Annotated in this window: 18 protein-coding genes; 14 read left to right on the forward strand and 4 right to left on the reverse strand. The window is 72.2% G+C overall.

From position 1 onward, the window contains the following. The first annotated feature begins 38 nt into the window (after positions 1-38). The 4 genes from ACYVHU_RS09455 to ACYVHU_RS09470 all read left to right on the forward strand — a co-directional run bounded on the left by ACYVHU_RS09455 (position 39) and on the right by ACYVHU_RS09470 (position 7445). Positions 39-551: a hypothetical protein gene (locus tag ACYVHU_RS09455; protein ID WP_144390074.1), complete on the forward strand. Its 513-nt coding sequence runs from the start codon at positions 39-41 to the stop codon at positions 549-551. 134 nt (positions 552-685) lie between these two features. Further along, positions 686-2329, forward strand: a complete 1644-nt coding sequence (locus tag ACYVHU_RS09460) for a hypothetical protein (RefSeq protein WP_078761493.1) — start codon at positions 686-688, stop codon at positions 2327-2329. A 112-nt stretch (positions 2330-2441) separates the two neighbouring features. Next, complete coding sequence (locus tag ACYVHU_RS09465; RefSeq protein ID WP_078761494.1) at positions 2442-5771, forward strand: right-handed parallel beta-helix repeat-containing protein; 3330 nt, start codon at positions 2442-2444, stop codon at positions 5769-5771. Between the two features lie 588 nt (positions 5772-6359). Beyond that, on the forward strand, positions 6360-7445 hold the full coding sequence (locus ACYVHU_RS09470) for a type I restriction endonuclease (protein ID WP_432936691.1): 1086 nt from the start codon (positions 6360-6362) through the stop codon (positions 7443-7445). A gap of 39 nt (positions 7446-7484) precedes the next feature. Here ACYVHU_RS09470 and ACYVHU_RS09475 read toward each other — a convergent pair whose 3' ends face one another. Further along, on the reverse strand, positions 7485-8972 hold the full coding sequence (locus ACYVHU_RS09475) for a carboxylesterase/lipase family protein (protein ID WP_432936694.1): 1488 nt from the start codon (positions 8970-8972) through the stop codon (positions 7485-7487). Positions 8973-9193: 221 nt separating this feature from the next. Between ACYVHU_RS09475 and ACYVHU_RS09480 the strand changes: the two genes are divergently transcribed. Then, positions 9194-9946, forward strand: a complete 753-nt coding sequence (locus tag ACYVHU_RS09480) for a protein phosphatase 2C domain-containing protein (RefSeq protein ID WP_078761497.1) — start codon at positions 9194-9196, stop codon at positions 9944-9946. Positions 9947-10217: 271 nt separating this feature from the next. On the opposite strand, the gene ACYVHU_RS09485 is transcribed toward ACYVHU_RS09480, so the two are convergent. Beyond that, entirely contained in the window at positions 10218-10637 is a 420-nt protein-coding gene (locus ACYVHU_RS09485; RefSeq protein ID WP_498948119.1) for a hypothetical protein, read from the reverse strand. A 351-nt stretch (positions 10638-10988) separates the two neighbouring features. Further along, the gene (locus tag ACYVHU_RS09490) at positions 10989-11459 is read right to left on the reverse strand and encodes an ATP-binding protein (RefSeq protein WP_498948120.1); all 471 of its coding nucleotides are present in this window, start codon (positions 11457-11459) and stop codon (positions 10989-10991) included. 201 nt (positions 11460-11660) lie between these two features. Here ACYVHU_RS09490 and ACYVHU_RS09495 point away from each other — a divergent pair, with 201 nt between their 5' ends. The 5 genes from ACYVHU_RS09495 (at position 11661) to ACYVHU_RS09515 (ending at position 16134) form a co-directional block, all read left to right on the forward strand. Continuing rightward, entirely contained in the window at positions 11661-12518 is an 858-nt protein-coding gene (locus ACYVHU_RS09495) for a helix-turn-helix domain-containing protein (RefSeq protein WP_498948121.1), read from the forward strand. Continuing rightward, a complete protein-coding gene (locus ACYVHU_RS09500; protein WP_498948122.1) occupies positions 12515-12730 on the forward strand; it encodes a DUF397 domain-containing protein in 216 nt (71 codons plus the stop codon). Before ACYVHU_RS09495 ends, ACYVHU_RS09500 begins: the two co-directional genes overlap by 4 nt. Before the next feature lie 232 nt (positions 12731-12962). Further along, entirely contained in the window at positions 12963-13772 is an 810-nt protein-coding gene (locus ACYVHU_RS09505; RefSeq protein ID WP_498948123.1) for a Clp protease/crotonase-like domain-containing protein, read from the forward strand. Positions 13773-13923: 151 nt separating this feature from the next. Then, positions 13924-14979 carry an ABC transporter substrate-binding protein gene (locus ACYVHU_RS09510; protein ID WP_498948124.1) on the forward strand — a complete coding sequence of 352 codons (1056 nt, stop codon included), beginning with the start codon at positions 13924-13926 and terminating at the stop codon, positions 14977-14979. 198 nt (positions 14980-15177) lie between these two features. Then, entirely contained in the window at positions 15178-16134 is a 957-nt protein-coding gene (locus ACYVHU_RS09515) for a quinone oxidoreductase family protein (protein WP_498948125.1), read from the forward strand. A 7-nt stretch (positions 16135-16141) separates the two neighbouring features. On the opposite strand, the gene ACYVHU_RS09520 is transcribed toward ACYVHU_RS09515, so the two are convergent. Further along, positions 16142-17116 (reverse strand): LLM class oxidoreductase, encoded by a 975-nt coding sequence (locus ACYVHU_RS09520; RefSeq protein WP_498948126.1) that lies wholly within the window; start codon positions 17114-17116, stop codon positions 16142-16144. Positions 17117-17429: 313 nt separating this feature from the next. Here ACYVHU_RS09520 and kdpF point away from each other — a divergent pair, with 313 nt between their 5' ends. From kdpF to kdpC, 4 genes are read left to right on the forward strand one after another with little or no spacing between them, the layout of a single operon-like run. Beyond that, on the forward strand, positions 17430-17522 hold the full coding sequence (gene kdpF / locus ACYVHU_RS09525; RefSeq protein ID WP_200813608.1) for a K(+)-transporting ATPase subunit F: 93 nt from the start codon (positions 17430-17432) through the stop codon (positions 17520-17522). 3 nt (positions 17523-17525) lie between these two features. Further along, positions 17526-19202, forward strand: coding sequence for a potassium-transporting ATPase subunit KdpA (kdpA, locus tag ACYVHU_RS09530; RefSeq protein WP_498948127.1), 1677 nt, complete (start codon positions 17526-17528; stop codon positions 19200-19202). 1 nt (position 19203) lies between these two features. Next, positions 19204-21312, forward strand: coding sequence for a potassium-transporting ATPase subunit KdpB (gene kdpB / locus ACYVHU_RS09535; RefSeq protein ID WP_498948128.1), 2109 nt, complete (start codon positions 19204-19206; stop codon positions 21310-21312). Position 21313: 1 nt separating this feature from the next. Continuing rightward, entirely contained in the window at positions 21314-21898 is a 585-nt protein-coding gene (gene kdpC / locus ACYVHU_RS09540) for a potassium-transporting ATPase subunit C (RefSeq protein WP_498948129.1), read from the forward strand. Positions 21899-21955 lie beyond the last annotated feature (57 nt).

The following is a 21955-nucleotide window of genomic DNA, read 5'->3' on the forward strand; positions in this document are numbered from 1 at the left end:
CCACATGCCTCTTGAAGACCGGTAGAACGGACACCAAGATGACAGAACAGACGAACCCGGCCGCTTCCGGGGCCGTGGCGGAGCCGGAATCCGCACCGGAACCGGAGCCCGCGGCGCAGCCGGACCCGGAGGTGCGGACGGCACCCGCCTCCGAGCCGGAACGCGCGGCGGACGGCCCGTTCCGCCACCCCCGCTGGCACCCCGACGGCTCCACCGTCCGGGTCGACCACGTCCCCGACCAGTACGCCTGGCAGTACCAGTCGCCGGTACTGCGGGCGCCGCTGGCAGACGAGGACGGGGTCCAGCTCGGCTGGGTGTGGACGGACGGGCACCAGGCGGCCGGATGGAGCGAACCCGCCACACCCCCGGCCGGGTTCGAGGAGGGGGCCGCCCGGGTGCGAGCCGGAGCGCACGTCTGGGCCGGGCTGCGCGACGCCAAGGGGCGGGGCGAGCCGGCCGCGAGTGTGCTGCGTCCCGACCTGTACGCCCCCTACCAGCTGGGCGCTCCGCAGAGCGCCACACGGCCGGACGCGCCGGAGCCCCGGCCGTGAACCACCGCAGGCGCCGCCCGGCACGGACGGCCGCCATCGACCCCACCCCCGTCGTCTGAGCACTGCCACCCCGTCCCCGCCGCGAGCCGAGCGCGGCCCCGGCGATTCCCCCTGGGTTGTGGAAAGGACCGTCAATGACCGAGAAGATCGAGGGCGGCCAGGAGAAGGCGCTGACCCCCGCCACCTCGCCAGACCAGCCGCCTTCCCCGCCGCCTGCGGTCAGCGGCCGGACAGACGTCCCCGAGGCGTCCAGTGCGGCGTCCCCGGCCGAACAGGCGGAGGCGGCCACCGCCACCGCGACGGCGGCCGCCCACCCCCGCGCGTTCGACGCGGTGGGCGCCGTGGCCCGCGCTCCCCTGGACCCGGTCGAGCCCAGCCCGCAGCTGGGCCGCCCCGGCCCGCCCGTGCTGGCGGGCGCCGCGATCGCCGGGCTCGTCCTCATCGCCGCGCCGTTCGCGGTGTCCGCGAGCACTCAGAGCAGCACGCTGGAGACGGTGCCGCTCACCTCGGGCAGCCTGATCGCCGGCACCAGTGACCGGGAGGGCAGCGAGAACGCCGCGGGCTCGTCCGCTTCCGGGAGCAACGGCACGGCGGAGGCGGCCACGACCGGCAGCGTCAACGACACGGCCTCGGACGGCTCGGGCGGCTACGTGCCCGAGGTGCGGGAGGAGCCTTCGGGCAGCGCGGCCACTCCGGACCCGGGCACCGGGGAGACCGGTGAGGAGGAGCGCAGCGACCCAGCGCCGGACGGCACCTCCGGCGAGACGACCACCACGAGCGGCAGCGGGGACCAGTCGGGCGGCTCCGGAGACGCGCCGGAAGCCCGCATCTCCGACGAGGACGCGCCCGGCATCATCGGCTCGCTGCCGGAGGTGGGGTCGCGGAGCTCCACCGGCGAGGACGACGGCGACGGCGAACGCTCGTCGCGGCCGGACGACACCGAGGACAGCGGCGGCAGCGGGGACACCGGGAGCGCCGGCAGCACGGAACGGTCCACGGACTCCGGGCAGCAGAGCGCCGACGGCGACGGCGCGAGCACGCTGGCGCAGGCGGCGTCGGCCAGCGAGCGGGAGGAGCGCTCCGCAGCAGAGGGCGAGACGTCTCAGGGCGAGGAAGGCACGGCCGAGGGCGGGGAGCAGTCCGGCCAGCGGACGCCGGAGAACGAGGAGAACGCCGACGTCCCGCCACCCGCGCCGGCCGCGTCCGAGGAGCCCGCGGAGTCGCAGCCGTCCACGCAGGCCTCCCCGGCCGCGTGGAGCTTCTCCGAGATCGTCGGCCCCGGCTGCGCCTCGGACGAGGCCGCGTCCTACGGCCGCGCCGGCGCGTGGCACGAGGGTGACGGCACCGCCTCGTGGGCCGTGCGCGAGGGTGCCGACCCCCAGGAGGACTGCACCGCCGCCTACGACGCGATCCCCGTCTCGGGCGACCCCGAACGCGGCGACGGCCAGTACGCCTACTGGACGTTCACCCCGGGTCGGCCGGGGGTGGCCTGCGACATCTACGTGCACGTCCCCGACGACGAGAGCCCGTTGTGGGTGGCGGAGCGGGAGGCCAAGTACCAGGTCTTCCCTGGGCCGACCTCCGAGGGCGAGGCGATCGGTGTCTTCGGCGTCGAGCAGTCCGCCGTGCGCGGCGGCTGGGTCCAGGTGACCGGGTTCACCTCGCCCGCCGAGAGCTTCACCGTCCAGTTGACCAACATCGGCGAGGACACGGTGGGCGGAGAGGGCGAGGCCCGCTCGCACGTCGCCGCGTCGGTGGTCCGGGCGACCTGTTCGTGACGTGGTGGGCGGGACGGCCTGGCCGTCCCGCCCCACCGCGTACCGGGCCGGCCAGGCCCGGGACCGAGAGAACCCCCGGATTCGGGGGACCCAGAGGAAAAGGGAAGACGAGATGGCGAGGCAACTCCTCACGGTAGCCCCGGATGGACACGCGACGATCGGGGCCGCGGTGGCGGCGGCCGAGAACGGCGCCCTCATCAGCATCGCACCGGGCCGTTACGAGGAGAGCCTGGTGCTGATGAAGGTCGTCACGCTGGTGGCGCGGGACGGCCGCGGCAGCGTCGAGGTGGTCGCCGGGTCCGGCAGCGTGGTCGTCTCGGCGGCCGAGGCCGTCAAGTTGTCCGGGATCGTCCTGCGCGGCCTCGACGGGGACCGGCCCGCGGTCGACATCGCCGCCGGCCAGGCCGAGATGGCCGACTGCGAGGTGTCCGGGGCGGCGTGGACGGCGGTCGTGGTGCGCGACTCCGGCGCGCTGGCGATGCGCGAGAGCAGGGTGACCTGCTCGGCGGGCGCGGGGGTGGTCATCACCTCGCCCGAGCGCAGCGTGATCGAGGACTGCCTGATCGAGGACGTCCAGACCAGCGCCCTGGTCCTCGGCGAGCAGGGCGCTCCGACGGTGCGTTCGTGCGTCTTCCGCGACGTGCGCGGCAACGGGGTGTTCGCCAGTGGCCGCTCCGGCGGCCTGGTCGAGGACTGTGAGATCTCCGGGTGCGCCAAGCCCGCCGTCGCGTTGGAGGACGACGCCTCGACGTCGCTGCGCGACCTGCGGGTGCACGGCACCTCCGACGACGGCCTGGTGCTGTCGACCCGGTCCCGTGTCGACGTCGAGGACTGCCGGTTCGAGGACATCGGCGGACGCGGCGTGGCCGTGCACAACGGCGCCGACCCGCAGCTGCGCCGGGTCACCGTGGAGCGCTCCACCGGGGCGGGCATCCACCTGTGGGGCAAGGCCCGGGGCATGTTCACCGACTGCGAGGTGATCGACGCCGGCGGGGACGCGGTGCGCGCCGAGGAGCGTTCGACGACCTCCTTCGTCGGTCTGATCGTGCGCGGCGGCAACGGGGTCTCGATCACCGGCGGCAGCACCGTGGAGTTCGACCGGGGGCTGGTCTCCGGCACGAAGGGCGCCGGCTTCGTGGTCGAGGCCGCCAGCCCCTTCCTGCGGGGCCTCGCCGTCACCGACACCAAGGGCCAGGGCATCCGCTTCGTCAAAGACGGGCAGGGTCGCCTGGAGGATGTGACGGTCGAGCGCACCGGCAAGAACGCGATCCAGGTGGACGAGGGGTCGCGTCCGCTGCTCACGGGTGTTCAGATCCGCGAGAGCCGCGACGCCGGCGTCGCGGTGGGCGCGGCGGCACGCGCCGACCTGCGCGACTGCGACATCTCCGACTGCACCGGGGACGGTGTCGCCGTGCTCAACGGCGGCGAGGCGTCGCTGCTGCGCACCCGGGTCTACAACGGCCGCCGCAACGGCGTACTGGTGGCCGCGGGCGCGCGGGCGAACCTGCGCCGCTGCGAGCTGTTCGGCAACGGCGGTGACGGCGTCCTCGTGCACAGCGCCGAGGACGTCGTGGTCGAGGACTGCTCGGTGCGCGACAACGCCCGTGCCGGTCTGCGCCAGACCGTGCGCAGCGAGCGGATCCGCGCCCAGGACCTTCTGAGCAGCGGGAACGGCGCCCCCGACGCCTACGGCGAGAACGCCGACGGCGGCGGCCAGGACGCGATGCCCTCCCCCCTGCCCTCCCCCTCCTTCTCGGCCGAGGCCCCCGAGAACGCGGAGCCCGAGTCCGAGGGCCCCCTGGCGGAGCTGGACGCGCTGGTCGGCCTGGCCAACGTCAAGCACGAGGTCCGGACCCTGATCAACCGCACCCAGATGGCCAAGCGCCGCGCGGAGATGGGGCTGCCCACGCCCTCGATGAGCCGGCACCTGGTGTTCGGCGGGCCGCCCGGTACCGGTAAGACCACGGTGGCGCGGTTGTACGGCCGGATCCTCGCCGAGCTGGACGTGTTGCGCTACGGGCACGTGGTGGAGGTGGCGCGGGCCGACCTGGTGTCGCAGTACGTGGGCGGGACCGCGATCAAGACCACCGAGGTGTTCGAGCGCGCCAAGGGCGGCGTGCTGTTCATCGACGAGGCCTACACCCTGTCGGGCAAGCAGGACGGCGGCAGCGGCCCCGACTTCGGCCGGGAGGCCATCGACACCCTGGTGAAGCTGATGGAGGACCACCGCGACGAGGTCGTGGTGATCGTCGCCGGCTACACCGAGGAGATGCAGGGCTTCCTGGCCGCCAACCCGGGCATGGCCTCCCGGTTCAGCCGCACGATCGAGTTCCCCAACTACGAGGTGGACGAGCTCGTGCAGATCGTGGAGGGCATGTGCGAGGCCCACCACTACCAGCTCGCCGAGGAGACCCGGACGGCGCTGCGGGCGCGCTTCGACGGGATGCACCGGGGTTCGACCTTCGGCAACGGGCGTGACGCGCGCAAACTGTTCGAGGAGATGATCGACCGCCAGGCCTACCGGCTGGGCGGCGAGCCCCCGGACAACCCGGCCGACCTCACCCTGCTGCTGCCGGTCGACCTAGGCGTGGAGACCCCGGCCGAAGGGGCGTCGGACAAGCCCGTGGACGAGGTGGCAGCGCTGCGCGCCGAGATGGACGCCATGGTGGGGTTGAGCGGGGTCAAGGCGACGGTCAACGACCTGGCCAACCTGCTGGTCATGTCCCAGCAGCGCAAGGCGATGGGCCTGCCCGTGCCGTCGATGAGCCACCACCTGGTGTTCGCCGGCGCACCCGGTACCGGTAAGACGACGGTGGCCCGGCTGTACGGCAGGCTGCTGCACACGCTGGGGGTGCTGCCCAGCGGCCAGGTGGTGGAGGCGGCGCGGTCGGACCTGGTCGGCCGCTACATCGGGCACACCGCGCAGATGACGACCGAGGTGTTCGAGCGGGCCAAGGGCGGCGTGCTGTTCATCGACGAGGCCTACACGCTGACCCCCCGAGGGGGCAGCGGCGCGGACTTCGGCCAGGAGGCGGTGGACACCCTGGTGAAGCTGATGGAGGACCACCGCGACGAGGTCGTGGTGATCGTCGCCGGCTACACCGACGAGATGCAGCGCTTCCTCGACTCCAACCCGGGTCTGGCCTCGCGGTTCAGCCACCGGATCGAGTTCGCGAACTACAGCGACGAGGAGCTGGTGACGATCGTCGCGAAGATGGCCGCGTCGTCGGGGTACGAATGCGCCGAGGACACCCTGCACGCCCTGGCGGAGCACTTCTCCGCGGTGCCGCGGGACGCCTCGTTCGGTAACGCCCGCTACGCCCGCCAGGTCCTGGAGCGGATGATCACCCGGCAGGCGGGCCGGCTGGTGGAGCTGGGCGGCAACGTCGCCCGCGAGGACTTCACCACCCTGCTGCCGGCGGACGTCCCGGCGCCGGCCTGACCCACGGTCGGCGACCCCGGGCGGCCCGAAGCGCCACAGGGCGGGGTGGTCCCCTCGAAAGGTCTCGAAGGGGGCCACCCCGCCCACGCTCCATGAGAAGCCGGAGCCACGTCGGGCGCCGCCCTCCCTTCTCCGCCCGACTCGGTCCCGGATCCGCTTCCAGGAACCGGCCGACATCGGACAAACGGTCTGGACCTTGGGACGAGGACGCGGGCAGGCGGCCGAACGGCACGTTCCCGGCCGGCGGCCCCATATGCCGTCACGCCGTGGCCGCCCTCGGCTTGGGACGGGATGGGCGGTCCAGCGGAAACGCACGGTGGAGGCCGTCAGCCGACTGGAGTTTCACGCGTTCCCGCTTCGTCGAACAGTACGGTGACGGCCGGCGGATCGGCGCGTCTCCTCACCGAGACCGCTATCTGCCACTGGAGCCGAGAAGCCACCTCTTATTACCAATTCACACCTTTCACCCGTTTCTCTATGGAACACTGAGACGCAACACACACCCCTATCGGAGTTCACCCTTCGGTTCGGAGGCGTGCCCGGCAAGCAACGCGAACGGTCCACCGGGCGGCCAGAGAGGAACGGGACATGGAATTCACCGAGAGGATCGCCGCGCTCGCCGCGAAAGTGCAGAACCAGCACGGCGCGATCCAGACCGAAGAGGCGACGAAGAACGCCTTTGTCATGCCGTTCATCTCGACGATCCTCGGTTATGACGTGTTCGACCCGCTGGAGGTCGTCCCCGAGTTCACCGCCGACGTGGGGGTGAAGAAGGGGGAGAAGGTCGATTACGCGATCATGCGCGACGGCGAGGTGCAGATCCTCATCGAATGCAAGAAATCAGGCGAAGTACTCAAGATCGAGCACGCTTCGCAGCTGTATCGCTACTTCTCCGTCACGAACGCGCGGATCGCCGTCCTCACCAATGGCGGTGCCTACCACTTCTACACCGACCTCGACGCTCCGAACCGGATGGACGCCAAGCCGTTCCTCGTCTTCGACTTCGGTGACATCGACGAGACCCTCCTCCCGGAACTTCGCAAACTAACGAAAGAGGACTTCGACCTCGATTCCGTCATCAGCGCGGCGGGAGAGCTCAAGTACATCGGCGAGATCAAGCGGACCCTGGCGGCGCAGTTCAAGGACCCCGACGACGAATGGATCCGCTTCTTCACCTCACGGGTCCACGAGGGCTCCTTCACCAAACGGGTCCGTGAGCAGTTCGCGCCGCTCGTGCGCAAGGCCGCGGCACAGTACCTGAACGACCAGGTCAACGAGCGACTGAAGACGGCGCTCAGCTCGGGACAGGACACGGAGTCCACGGCTGGGGCCATCAGCAGCGACGAGGTCGCGCAGGAGGATCTGGACCGGGACACGACGATCGAGACGACCCTCGAAGAACTAGAGGGGTACCAGATCGTCAAGGCGATCGCGTGCAGCGAGGTGAAACCGCAGCGCATCGCCCACCGTGACTCGAAGTCCTACTTCGCGATCCTGCTCGACGACAACAACCGCAAGCCGATCGCCCGGTTGCACTTCAACGGCAAGTCCAAGAAGTACCTCGGCCTGTTCGACGCCGAAAAGCGGGAGACCCGTCACCTGCTGGGCTCCCTCGACGACATCTACCTCCACAGCGAGACGATCCGCGCCTCGGTGCGCGGTTACCTGGACTGAGCACCGGACCACCGGGGCGGCCGTGGAGCCGCCCCGGGGTCACCGTGTCCGGCCGTCCCAGAGGCGGCGGGTGCGCGCGCCCGGGTCGGAGACGACCTCGCTCACCGGGTGGTCGAAGCGCATGGTGGCGCGGGTGTCCGGGTCCCAGCGCGGCCACCCGGGGTCGCCGGTGACCGCGAAGCGCACCCACGCGGCGTGCATGTCCTCGGCGAGCCCGCGCGGCGCGTCCGGACCGGTCAGCGTGGGGGCGGAGGTGCCGAAGACGAACGGGAGCTCCAGGGCGTGGCAGGCGCCGAGGCGCCCGCCGAGGACGGGCGTGCGCCAGGCGAACTCGTAGCCGAACGTCGCCGCGGGGGCGTCGGCCCGGGCCTCGGCCATCCGCTGCGCGGGGATGCGGAACACCTGGTCGGTGCTGACCGCCGCGAAGAGGTCGCCGGCGGTGACCGCGCCGGTGGCCTGCCGGTAGACCTCGGCGGCCTCGGGCCCCAGGCCGGCCTGGGTCAGGAGGCCGACGGCGAACTCCTCGGGGATGAGGTCGATCAGCCCGCCGGGGACGAGGAACAGCCGGTGCTCGTCGGTGGTGGTGCCGAACAGCAGGTCCACGTCGTGCCCGGCGCCGGCGCGGATGGCGTCGATCGGCCGCTGGGTGATGAGCTCGCCGTCGACGACGGGGGCGAAGGGCAGGAACAGCACTCCGGCGGCGATGCGCTCGCCCCACACCGCGGGGTCGGGGAGGCCTTGCAGCTCCAACGAGACCTGCGCCTGGGCGTGGAGCATCCGGTCCTGGGGGACGCCGGCGAGTCCCTCCGTCGTGGGGGCCACCCCCAGGCGGTCGGCGAGGACCCGGGTGACGACGGCGGCGTCGTCGCGCTGGTTGACCGCGTTGGCCGCGCCGGACTGGGCGATGGCCCGGTGGAACAGGCCGCGGGCGCGGGGCAGGCTGAGCAGCGTCGCGACGCTCATCGCCCCGGCGGACTCCCCGAAGACGGTGACGCGGTCGGGGTCGCCACCGAAGGCGGCGATGTTGTCGCGAACCCATTCGAGCGCGGCGATCTGGTCGAGCAGGCCGAGGTTGGCGGGCGCGTCCTCCAGGACCGCGAACCCCTCGACCCCGAGCCGGTAGTTGAAGGTCACGGCGACGACGCCGTCACGGGCGAAGGCCGTCGCGTCGTAGACCGGTTCGCTTCCCGAGCCGTTGGTGAACGCCCCGCCGTGGATCCACACCATGACCGGCAGCCCTGTGGCGCCGGGGTCGGGCGTCCACACGTTGAGGTTGAGGTAGTCGTCCCCGGGGATGAAGCGCTCGGAGATGAGCGCGTCCATGTTCTCGGGGTAGCGGGAGCGCGGCGCGGTCGGGCCGAACGCCCCGGCGTCGCGGGTCCCCTCCCAGGGTCGTGGGGAGGTGGGCGGGCGGAACCGGGCGGGGCCGACGGGTGGGGCGGCGTAGGGAAGGCCGCGGAACACCACGACGCCGTTCTCGGCGACGCCGCGGACCCTGCCGTCTCGGGTGTCGACCTCGGTTCGCATGTCCGTACCTCTTCTCTGGGCTCACCCCGTCCTATAGAGACCGACCGGTCGGTGTCAAGATGGCGGCGTGGTAAGGCGCCGCCGGCCGGCCCGCCGGTGGCACCCCGTTACCCGTGGTCCCGGAGCATGCCCGTGGCCCGCCCTCCCCCGCTTGCCTGGCCGGTCCTGGCTGCGATGGATCCTGGCTCCTTGCGCCCGCCGGGTCACTACAGTGGGCTCTCGTGCGAGTGACGTATGCGAGCGAACGCGGTGTCGGGGCCCGCAACGAGGACTACGCGGCGGCGGCGATGGACTGGGCGTTCGTGCTGGACGGCGCGACCGCGGCGCCGGGGGTGGACTCCGGCTGCCGGCACGACGTGCGCTGGCTGGTGGAGCGGTTGGGCGCGGCGCTGGCGTGGGAGTTGTCGGCGGCGCGCCGCCCGACGCTGCCCGACGCGCTGGCGGGCGCCATCGAGCGCGTGCGCGCCGACCACGGCGGCGGCTGTGACCTGGGCAACCCCGACAGTCCTTCGGCGACGGTGGCCGTCGCCCGCCGCGCCGAGGATGGCGCGGGGGTGGAGTACCTGGTGTTGGCCGATTCCGCGGTGCTGCTGCCCGACCCCGACGGGAAGGTGACGGTGGTCTGCGACGACCGCCTCGACCACCTGCCGGGCGGGCGCCCCTACTCGCGCGAGCTGGTCAGCGCCTCGCGCAACGTCCCGGGTGGTTTCTGGGTGGCGAGCACGGTCGCCGAGGCCGCCCACGAGGCGGTCACCGGCTCGGTGCGCTGCGAAGACCCCCGGTTCGCGCTGCTCACCGACGGCTGCACCCGCCTGGCCGAGTACTACGGGCATCCCTGGTCGTCGGTGTGGGAGCACCTCGACGAGCACGGCCCCGATTCGCTGATCTCCTGGGTGCGCGCGGAGGAGCGCCGCCACGGGGTGCCGCGCGGCAAGCGGCACGACGACGCGACGGCGCTGTACGCCCGGCCGTGACGCTGCGGGCGCCTCTCCCCGCACGATGGTCCACGAGTCGCATCGCCGGCGCTCCGTCGCGCCATGGCCGGGCCGGCCTGGTGAGCGCCGCCCATGCCGCCGCCGAGGACAGCCCCGTCCGGCTCGGTTCACCCCACTCTTCGACGACCTGGGCGAACACCTGACCACCGATCCGAATTGGCTGCCCAAGAGTGGTCCCGATCCGGCACCGCGCAAGACGTCATGGGCGAGACCCGTAGCGCATGCCACGAGCCCGCCCATGACGACGGTTTCAGGCGACCTGATCCAAAGGCGGCAGGTAGGGGCGGACCAGGGTCTGCGTGGCGTAGTCGTCGGCGTCCGGGCCGTGTCCCCCCTCCACTCCGGGGTCGGCGGGCACTTCCAGCGCGCGCGATCCGTCAAGGACCCGGCGCAGCAGAGCGGTGTCCGCGGAGGTCGCGGTGGGCCGCCTGCGGCGGTGACGCCCGATGTAGAGCGGCGGATCCGCGTGCCGGCCGGCCTCCCCCTCCGAAGGACTCCGGCGCGGTCCGGACGGCAGCCGCTCTCCACGGGAGGATGACGCCCCTTCCAGGACGGGCGCCTCCTTGTTCTCCGGCATCACCAGCGCCGCACGGGTGGCCGGATCGCGGTGGGCCGTCATACCGAACAGCCACAGCACCATCTCCTCCAGGACACGGCGGACAGTGGTCATTGGTGTCGGGCGGGTCCTAAGCTTGGTCATGTCCTCCACCTGTCGCTCAGGTCGGGGTCCACGCTCCGGGGATGGTCACGACATCCGCCGGAGCCTTCTCACGTTTGCCGTGCCGTCCGGCGCAGCATGAATCCCGCACAGGCCGTCGCGCGCGGGACATCGGGGTCTCCTCCGGCCAGGTCCAGGTTCCGGCGGAGCCCAGTCGCCAGGTACCGTCCGGGCAGATCGCCGGCCCCAGGCGGGTGTGCTCCGGAACGCCACGGCGCACCAGTGGCAGGGCGCCCACATGCCGGCGCTCCCGATCCCAGGTGACACGGGCGGCGGCCTCCCGGTGCCGAGCGTGGCCGCTCATCACACTCGCCCGTGCGCGGTCTCGGCGCGGATCCGTTCCTTCACCAGGACCGCCACCACCTCCGGCGGCGGGATGGGAGACGCCCCTGCCGTTTCCCGGGCGAGGGGCAGGGCGAACCAGACCGACTTGCCCACCGGTAGGACCTCCACGCCACAGCAGCCCCGCGCCAGCCGGGTGACCAGGGCCAGCCCCCACCCGCCCTCGGACAGCGGATCGACGTCGGCCGGGTCCTTCGCCGAGGGCAGCTCCGGCATCCCCCGTCCGGCGTCACGGACCTCCACCACCGCACAGGCCGACCCCGCCGGCCACACCACGACGTCGACCGGATCCGCACCATGCCGTACGGCGTTGGCCACCAGCTCACCGACGATGAGCTCGGCTTCCGGCCATCGTTCAGGCGCCAACCCCAGGTGCCGCAGCCATCCCAGAGCGGCCCGGCGGGCCGCCCCTGCTCCCTCCGCGCCTTTCACCGCTCATTACCCCCCGGCGACACAGTGAGTCACGAATCACTCTCCGACGGTAACAATGATCTGCGCTCTGCATATGCAATGCAAGTGCAGAGCGAAAATTCAGTGAGGGACTTCCTCGTGGCCGTGCAGAATGGAGATGCTTTGATCGGTCTTTCGGCAGACTGGCCCTTGGACCGCACCATCAGCCAGGAGGAACAAGAGATGCCTCACGGGCCTGCAGTCGGACGCCGACGCCTGGGCATCGAGCTACGCAAGCTCCGGCGTGCCGCCGGCCTGACCGGAGAAGAGGCCGGGGAACGGATCGAAGTGTCCGGCTCCAAGATCTCGCGCCTGGAGAACGGCAAGGGTTCCCTGAAGAAGCTCGAACTCAAAGCCCTCTTGGAGGTCTACGGAGTCACCGACCAGGCTGTCATCGACAGGTTGCACACGATGGCCCGAGTGGCTTCGGAGGCGAGCTGGTGGGACGAGTACAGCGATGTGCTCCCCAGCGGCCTGGACACCTACGTGGGACTCGAAGCCGAAGCAGCCGCCCTGCACTCCTACACCAACCACCTGGTCCACGGCCTGCTACAGACACCCGAATACGCCCGCGCCTCACTCAAGGCCCAGCGTCCCCGCGACCGGTCCGACACCATCGAGCGGCTGGTCGAACTCCGAATCCGCCGTCAGCAGATCTTCAAGCGGGCAGCACCGTTCAAGCTGTGGGCCATCACCGAGGAAACCGTCTTGCGCCGACCGGTCGGCGGCTCCGCGGCCATGGCCGCCCAACTGGACCACATCCTGCGGATGACCGATTCAGGACGGTTAACACTGCAGATCCTTCCCCTGAGCAAAGGAGCGCACGCCGGGTCAGCAGGACCGTTCACGATCATCGAGTTCCCCGAGACCGGTGACCGCGACGTCGTCTACATCGACAGCCCCGCCGGCAATGTCTATCTCCAAAGCCCCAAAGACGTGGCGGACTACCGGGAACGCTTCGGGCTCCTCATGGGCAGCGCCCTGGATCAAGACGAATCGATATCTTTGGCGCAAAAGATCCGCAAGGAGCTGCAGGCATGAACGACCGGACCACTCCCTCCCCCGACGGGTTGAGATGGCTCAAAGCCACAGCCAGCGAAAGCGCGCACGGCTGCGTCGAGGTCGCCCACACCGACCGGGGAACCTACGTCCGCGACTCCAAGAACCCCGAAGGCGGACGACTCTTCTTCACCCCGCACGAATGGGAGTGCTTCCTCGACGGAGCCCGCAACGGCGAGTTCCACCGCCCCTGACCCCCGGCCACCCCACCGGCACCCCCTGAACAGGCCCGCCCCATCGTCCACGAAACGGGCCTTCGGCGTCCGCCGAGGATCCCGGGCGTCCCGGCCCCGCCATTCCTCCCCCGTGGCCGCCGCCCGGAAGGCGGCCGGACATCGCATGGCGAAAACGGTCATTCGCCATGAGGTGGGCCACATGCCGCCTCGTAGGATCGCCCCACCCGATCCGCGGCGACGAGGAGCGACCATGTCCGAGACCCCCGACTGGGCCAGGGATCCGCAGCGCCAGGTGCTGAGCGAGCGGCGTGACGGCGTGCTGCTGCTGACCCTGAACCGTCCCGAGCGGCTCAACGCCTGGACCCCCGCGATGGAGGAACGGCTGTTCGACCTCCTGGAGGAGGCCGACGGCGACCCGCGGGTGCGCGCCATCGTCGTCACCGGTGCCGGGCGGGGCTTTTGCGCGGGCGCCGACATGGAGGCGCTGGCCGCGCTGGACCCGGCCTCCTTCCGGCACGGGCGCCGCCCCATGTCGATGCCGGTCGGGGTGCGCAAGCCGGTGATCGCCGCGGTCAACGGCGCGGTGGCCGGGGTCGGCCTGGTGGCGGCCCTCTTCGCCGACCTCCGCTTCGTCGCGCGGGACGCCAAGATCACCACCGCGTTCAGCCGTCGCGGGCTGATCGCCGAGTACGGGATCGCCTGGCAGCTGCCCCGGCTGGTCGGCACGAGCCGGGCACTGGACCTGCTGTTGTCGTCGCGGATCGTGCTGGGCGAGGAGGCGGAGCGCATCGGTCTGGCGGATCGGGTGCTGCCGCGCGAGGAGGTGCTGGAGGCGGCGCTGGAGTACGCCGGGGAGCTCGCGCGCTCCTGCTCGCCGATGTCGATGGCGACGATCAAGGCCCAGGTCTACCGCGGGTTGGAGACCGGCCTGGAGGAGGCCGCGCGCGAGGCGGCCGAGCTGATGCCGGGGGCGTTCGCCTCGCCGGACTTCCACGAGGGGGTGGCGGCCTTCCTGGAACGGCGCCCGGCCGCGTTTCCCGGGCTGCCGGCCGGGGAGTAGCGCCGTCGTGAGGCCGCGGACCGGCCGGGTCGGCCGGTCCGGGGTACCCCCCACCACCTCGAAAACAGATTTAGGTTAGGCTAACCTCTCAGTGGGATTTTGTCCCCTCATGTCGCTTTTTGTGTTTTTCGAGGATTGGATACCCGACCCGATGTCCCCCTTCAGCGAAGACGCTCCGTCCCCCGCCGGTGACGGCTCCTTGACCACGCGGCGTCGCGTCACCGCGAGCCTGCGGCTGACCGCCGTCGCGGCGGCCGGCCTGCTGGCCCTGACCGCCTGCGGCTCGGGCGGCTCGGGCGAGTCCACCGCCGAGGCCGACAACGCGGCCCCGGCCACGCGGACCGTCTCCACCGAGATGGGCGACGTCGAGATCCCCAGCGAGCCGCAGCGCATCGTCTCGCTCAACCCGACCCTCACCGGCGACCTGCTCTCCCTCGACGCCTCCGTGGCGAGCACGGCCGTCGGCATGAGCGGCGGCGTGCGCTACGACGAGGACGGCTTCCCGGTCCACTGGAACGGCGCCGCGCAGGAGGCCGGCGTCGAGATCTTCTCCACGACCGCCGACATCTCCCTTGAGGCGCTCGCCTCCGCCGAACCCGACCTGATCGTCGCCGGCGGCGTGGGCCGGCCTATGGCCACCGCCCGCGACATGTACGACCAGCTCAGCGCGGTCGCGCCGACGATCTTCATCGACTCCTCCGACTCCACCTGGCAGGAGCAGCTCACCACGCTCGGCGAGATGCTGGGCGCCGAGGACAAGGCCGCCGAGCTGCTCGACGGCTACGAGACCCGTGTCGCCGAGGTGACCGAGGGCGCCGACCTGCCCGAGCAGCCGACCAACGTCGCCTCGTCCGGCGAGAACGGCATCCAGACCCTCACCAACGAGTCGCCCGGCATGCGGCTGCTCACCGACTTCGGGTTCGAGCCCGCCGAGGAGGTCGCCACCCCCGAGGAGGGCAACAAGGAGTGGGCCCCGGTGAGCGAGGAGGAGATCGCCGACGTGTTCACCGGCGAGACCCTGCTCGTCTATGAGAGCCAGACCAACACGCCGGTGTCGGAGCTGGCCGAGGACGCGCTGTGGAGCAAGCTGCCCGCGTTCGAGAACGACAGCGCCTTCCCCATCCCGACCGAGGTGCGCCGTCCCGACTACCTGGCGGCCATGTACGCGGCCGACTGGTTCGAGCGGGAGTTCGGCGCGCGGTCGTAGTTGCGCGCCCGCTCCGGTGCCCCGCCGTCTCCCTCTTACGGCGGGGCACCGTCGTCTCCGACGCCGGGCGGCCCGGCCCGGTTCCCGTCCCGTCCGAGGAGCGCGGGGAGGGGGGTCCTGGGCGGGTACGACCACACGCGGCGTACCACCTGGTCGGTATGCTCGGGTCGCCGGTTCCCGATCCGAGAAGGACGACAGATGCGCGCCATCCAGATCACCCAGTTCGGCGGTCCCGAGGTCCTGCGCCCGGTCGAGCTCCCCGACCCCGTTCCCGGCCCCGGACAGGTCGCGATCGAGGTCACCCGGGCCGGGGTCAACTACGCCGACACCCACCAGGCCGAGAACTCCTACCTCGCCCCCGCCACCCTCCCCCTCGTCCCGGGGAGCGAGGTCGTCGGCCACACCCCCGACGGGCGACGGGTCGTGGCCATGCTCGGCAGCGGCGGATACGCCGAGCGCGCGGTCGCCGACCCGAACCTGACCTTCGACGTCCCCGACGACGTCGACGACGCCGCCGCGCTCGCGCTGCTCGTCCAGGGGGCGACCGCGTGGGTGCTGCTGCGCCGCAACGTGCGGCTGGAGGCGGGGGAGTCCGTTGTCGTGCACGCGGCGGCCGGGGGCGTGGGGTCGCTGGCGGTCCAGCTCGCCCGCGCGTTCGGGGCCGGTCGTGTCATCGCCACCGCGAGCAGCCCGCAGAAGCGGAAGCTCGCCCTGGAACTCGGCGCCGACGTGGCCGTCGACTCGCGCGCCGAGGACATGACGGCCGCCCTGATCGAGGCCAACGACGGTCGCCGGGTGGACACGGTGCTCGACATGACCGGCGGCCGGGTCACCGACGAGAGCCTGCGGGCGCTCGCGCCGTTCGGCCGGCTGGCCTTCTACGGGATGGCCTCCCGCGAGGAGCCCCGGCCCGTGCGCCCGGCCAACCTGATGCGTTTCTCCACGACGGTCAGCGGCATGTGGCTGCCGCACGCCTTCCTGCTGCCGGGGAACGTCGTGGGGCGGGCCATGACGGAGATGTTCGGGCTGGTCGGCGCGGGGAAGCTGCGCCCGGTGCTGGGGGGCGAGTATCCGCTGTCCCAGGCCCGCGCGGCCCACGAGGCGCTGCGCTCGCGCGCCACCACGGGCAAGCTCGTCCTCGACCCGACCCGCTGACCCCGCGTCAGGAGCGCAGCAGGGGCAGCAGGTCGGTCCCGGCCCGGGCGAGCTGTCCGGCCGTGTCGGGTCCCGGCAGCAGCACCACCGCGTCGGCGCCGGCCCGGTACAGCTCGCCGATCCGGGCCGCGCAGTCGCGTGGGGTGCCGACCACGGCGAGTTCGTCGATCCAGGCGTCCGGCAGCGCGCCGGCGCGCTCCTCCTCGGGCAGGTCCGCGAGTTCGCGGGCCTGCCCGGTGTAGCCCAGCGGTTCGAGGTGGGCCGCCCAGGCGGGGTCGGTGACCGCGGCGGCGATCGCGGGGCGCAGGGCGTCGCGGGCCTCGCCCAGGTCCTCGCCCACGTGGAACCAGGTGTAGGCGGCCAGACGGTGCGGCCGACGCGGATCGGTGTGGCCTTCGGCGATGGCCCGGCGCGCCGCGGTGATGTAGGCGGGCGAGGCGGGTTCGGCCAGGAGGGTGCCGTCGGCGTGCCGCCCCGACACCTCCAGGGACTTCGGTCCGCGCACGCCGGCCAGGACCGGCGGCACCGCCTCGGGCGGGAACTCCAGTCGCACGCCGTCCAACCGCACGTAACGCCCCTGGACGGTGACGGTCTCCCCGGCGAGCAGGGCCCGGACCGCGTCGAGGTGCTCGGCCAGCGCGGTCAACGGCGAGGCGGGCGCGGCCCCGACCTGGCGCATCCAGTCGCGCATGCCGTGTCCGAGACCGGCGATGAGGCGACGCGGATGGAGTTCGGCGAGCGCGGCCAGCTCCATGGCGGTGAACGCGGCGTTGCGCACGACCGCGGGCAGGATCCCGATGCCCACGACGACGCGCTCGGTGGCCGCGAGGACGCTCGCGGCGGTGGCGACGCCGCCGGCGTAGCAGCAGTCCTCCACGATCCACACCTCGTCGAAGCCGGCGTGTTCGGCGTCGCGGGCGAGGGCGACCAGCCGGGAGGGCGGCAGCCGGCAGGGAAGCTGGAGACCGATGTCGGGACCCACGGCGTCCTCCTCGACTGGGCGTTGCCGGCAGCCTAGTCAGCGAGCGCGCGCCCGGCCGGGGTGGGCGCTCTCCACCATTCGGCGTTAAGGACCCGTCAACGTCGCGCGTGCCCGCGTCAGGACCGCGTTAACACGCCCATTAACGCCACAAATGCGCAGTTCAATCCTTCTGCCGGGCTTGTTCGAGTAGGGGGACGGTCCCCTGCCGGGCGCGGCGGAAAGGAGCGATCCCCGTGCTGGACGCCGTCTACATCGCCCTGACGCTCGCGTGCTTCGCGCTCGTCGGGCTGGTCGCCAGAGGGGTGGGACGGCTGTGACCCCCGTCCTGGAGATCACCGGCCTGGTCGTCGCGATCGCGCTGCTGGTCTACCTCGTCGTCGCCCTCGTCCTTCCCGAGAGGTTCTAGGCCGTGTCCGACACCTTGGCGGGGCTGCTCCAGATCGCCCTGCTGTTCTGCCTGCTCGCCGCCGTGTACGTCCCGTTGGGCGACTACATGGCGCGCGTCTACTCCTCCACCCGCCACCTCGCGGCCGAGCGCCTGGTCTACCGGCTGTGCGGGGTGCGGGCCGACACCGAGCAGCGCCCGGGGGCCTACCTGCGCGGTGTGCTCGCGTTCGCCCTGCTGTCGATCCTGCTGGTCTACCTGCTCCAGCGGGTCCAGCAGTGGCTTCCCCTGTCCATCGGGATGGGGCCGATCGACCCCGACCAGGCGTGGAACACCGCCGTGTCGTTCGCCGCCAACACCAACTGGCAGTCCTACTCGGGCGAGGCGGCGATGAGCCACCTCACCCAGATGGCCGGGCTGGCGGTGCAGAACTTCCTGTCGGCCGCGGTGGGCATGTCCGTGGCGGTGGCGCTGGTGCGCGGCCTGATCCGGCGCCGCAGCGACACGCTCGGCAACTTCTGGGTGGACCTGGTCCGCACGGTCGTGCGCATCCTGCTGCCGCTGTCCTTCGCCGGCGCGCTGGTGCTGGTCGCGGGCGGGGTGGTGCAGAACCTCTCCGGCCTGACCGAGCAGGCGACGCTGGGGGGCGGGACGCAGCTGGTTCCGGGCGGTCCGGTGGCCTCGCAGGAGGTCATCAAGGAGCTGGGCACCAACGGTGGCGGCTTCTTCAACGCCAACTCGGCGCACCCCTTCGAGAACCCCACCGCCTGGACCAACCTGTTCGAGATCTTCCTGATCCTGCTGATCCCGGTGTCGTTGACCCGCACCTACGGGACGCTGCTGGCGCGCTCCGGGGCCGGTTCGCACCGCCACGGCCTGGCGATCCTCGGCGCGATGGCGACCCTGTTCTGCGTGTCGCTGGCCGCGACGACGGCGGCCGAGGTCCACGGCGGCGGCGCGGCGACACAGGCGGCGGGCGCCGCGATGGAGGGCAAGGAGGTCCGTTTCGGCGAATGGGCGTCGGCGCTGTTCGCGACGGCCACGACCGGCACCTCCACCGGCGCGGTGAACTCCTTCCACGACTCCTTCACCCCGCTGGGCGGCGGAATGGTCCTGTTCAACATGCTGCTGGGCGAGGTCACGCCGGGCGGTGTGGGATCGGGCCTGTACGGGATGCTCGTGCTGGCGATGCTCGCGGTGTTCCTGGGCGGGCTGATGATCGGCCGCACCCCCGAGTACCTCGGCAAGCGGATCGGCGCCCGCGAGATCAAGCTGATCGCCCTGTTCGTCCTGACCACACCGGCGCTCGTGCTGGTGTGCACGGGGATCGCCATGGCGCTGCCGCAGGCGCGCGCCTCGATGGGCGACCCCGGCGCGCACGGCTTCACCGAGGTCCTCTACGCCTTCGCGTCGGGGGCCAACAACAACGGGAGCGCCTTCGCCGGGCTCAGCGCCGACACCTTCTTCTACAACACGGCGATCGGCCTGGCGATGCTGTTCGGCCGCTTCCTGCCGATCGTGTTCGCGCTGACGCTGGCGGGCGCGCTGGCCGCCCAGCAGCCGGCGCCGGTCACCGCGGGCACGCTGCCCACCCACCGTCCCCTGTTCGTGACGATGGTCGTGGCCACCACGGTCATCGTCACCGGTCTCACCTTCTTCCCGGCGCTCGCGCTGGGGCCCATCGCGGAGGGGCTGCTCTGACATGTCCGACACCGATACCCTCACCCCCGCCCCCTCGGGCACCGACGGGTCGGCCGCGCCGGCTCCCGCCCGCGCGGACGCGGCGGCCGGCCGGCTGACCGCGCGGGCCGTGCTCGCGCAGGTGCCCGCCGCGCTGCGCAAGCTCGACCCCCGGTCGATGGCCGCCCAGCCGGTGATGTTCGTGGTGCTGGTGGGGTGCGTGCTGACCACCGTCTACTGCGTGGTGGAGCCGAGCGTCTTCGCGGTCGTGGTCACGCTGTGGCTGTGGGCGACCGTGATCTTCTCGAACCTGGCCGAGGCGATCGCCGAGGGCCGCGGCAAGGCGCAGGCGGACACGCTGCGCCAGGCCCGCCGCGAGACGACGGCGCGCCGGCTTGAGGGCGGCGTGGAGAACGTCGTCCCCGCGACCCGGCTGGGCGTGGGCGACCTGGTGGTGTGCGAGGCCGGTGACGTCATCCCCGGCGACGGCGACGTCGTCGAGGGGGTCGCCAGCGTGGACGAGTCCGCGGTCACCGGCGAGTCCGCCCCGGTGATCCGCGAGTCCGGGGGCGACCGCAGCTCGGTCACGGGCGGTACCACCGTCCTCAGCGACCGGATCGTCGTGCGGATCACCGCCGAGCCCGGCGCGACCTTCCTGGACCGGATGATCGCGCTGGTCGAGGGGGCCGACCGGCAGAAGACGCCCAACGAGATCGCGCTGGGGGCGCTGCTGGCCTCGCTGACGCTGTGCTTCCTGCTGGCCGTGGTGACGCTGTCCCCCTTCGCGGCCTACGCCTCGGGGGACGGTTCGGGCCCCTCCGTGCTGATCCTGGTGGCGCTGCTGGTGTGCCTCATCCCCACCACGATCGGCGCGCTGCTGCCGGCGATCGGCATCGCCGGCATGGACCGCCTGGTGCGGCGCAACGTACTGGCGATGTCGGGCCGGGCGGTGGAGGCCGCCGGCAACGTGGACACGCTGCTGCTGGACAAGACCGGCACGATCACGCTGGGCAACCGCCAGGCGCACGCGCTCCTGCCGGCCGCCGGTGTGAGTGCGCGGGAGCTGGCCGCGGCGGCGCTGGCCGCGAGCGCGGCCGACGAGACGCCGGAGGGCCGCAGCATCGTGGTGCTGTGCGAGCGCGAGACCGGCCCCATCGCGCCGGCGCAGGAGGCCACCGCGGTGCCCTTCAGCGCCGAGACCCGCATGAGCGGCATGGACCTGCCCGGGGGGCGCGGCGTCCGCAAGGGCGCGGCCTCGGCGGTGCGGCGCTGGGTCGAGGAGTCCGGCGGGACCTACGACGCCGCGGTGACCGAGGTGGTCGAGGCGATCGCCTCCGAGGGCGGCACCCCGCTGGTCGTCGCCGAACGCGACGGCTCCACCGCCCGCGTCCTGGGCGTCGTCCACCTCAAGGACGTCGTCAAACCCGGCCTGCGGGACCGGTTCGCGCGGCTGCGCGCGATGGGGATCCGCACGGTGATGGTCACCGGCGACAACCCGCGCACCGCGGGGGCGATCGCGGCCGAGGCCGGTGTCGACGACTTCCTGGCCGAGGCGACCCCCCAGGACAAGCTGGCCCTGATCAGGAGGGAGCAGGAGGGCGGGCGCCTGGTCGCGATGACCGGTGACGGCACCAACGACGCCCCCGCGCTGGCCCAGGCCGACGTCGGCGTGGCGATGAACACGGGCACGACCGCGGCCAAGGAGGCCGGCAACATGGTCGACCTGGACTCCGACCCGACCAAGCTCATCGACATCGTCGCGATCGGCAAGCAGCTGCTGATCACCCGCGGCGCGCTGACCACCTTCTCCGTCGCCAACGACGTCGCCAAGTACTTCGCGATCATCCCGGCGATGTTCGCCGGGATGGCCGGCTACGAGGGGTTGGGAACGCTCAACATCATGGGGCTGACCAGCCCGGAGTCGGCGATCGTCTCGGCGGTGGTGTTCAACGCGCTGGTCATCGTCGCGCTGATCCCGTTGGCGCTGCGCGGCGTGCGCTACCGCGCGGGCGACGCGGCGGCGATGCTCCGCCGCAACCTGCTGATCTACGGCCTGGGCGGCCTGATCACGCCCTTCGTCGGCATCAAACTCATCGACGTCGTCGTCTCCCTCATCCCCGGATTGGCCTGACATGTCCTCCACCTCTCCCTGGCTACGCCGCCACCTCGCCGCGGCGCGGGTCCTGCTCGTCATGACGGTGCTGCTCGGGGTCGCCTATCCGCTGGCGGTCACCGGTGTGGCCCAGCTCGTCTTCCCCCACCAGGCGGACGGCTCGCCCGTGAGGCACGACGGCGAGGTCGTCGGTTCCGAACTGCTCGGACAGTCCTTCTCGGGACCGCGGTGGTTCCACCCCCGCCCCTCGGCGGCCGGCGACGGCTACGACGGGTCGGCCAGCGGCGCCTCCAACCTCGGCCCCAACAACGAGGAGCTGACGGCCGCGGTCGAGGAGCGGCGGGCCACCGTGGCGGCGGAGAACGGCGTGGCGCCCGAGGAGGTGCCCGCCGACGCGCTGACGGCCAGCGGCAGCGGACTCGACCCGCACATCTCGCCGGCCTACGCCGACCTCCAGGCCGACCGGGTGGCCCAGGCCCGGGGAATGGACCCGGGAGAGGTGCGCGCGCTGGTCCGCGAGCACACCACCGGCCGCGCCCTGGGCTTCCTCGGCGAGCCGGGCGTGAACGTGCTGACGCTGAACCTGGCCCTGGAGGACGCCTGAACCGCCGTGGCCGTGCCCCGGGACGCGCCACCCGGGGCGCGGCCGCGGCCTTTTCCC

The organism is Marinactinospora endophytica (genome assembly GCF_054780875.1).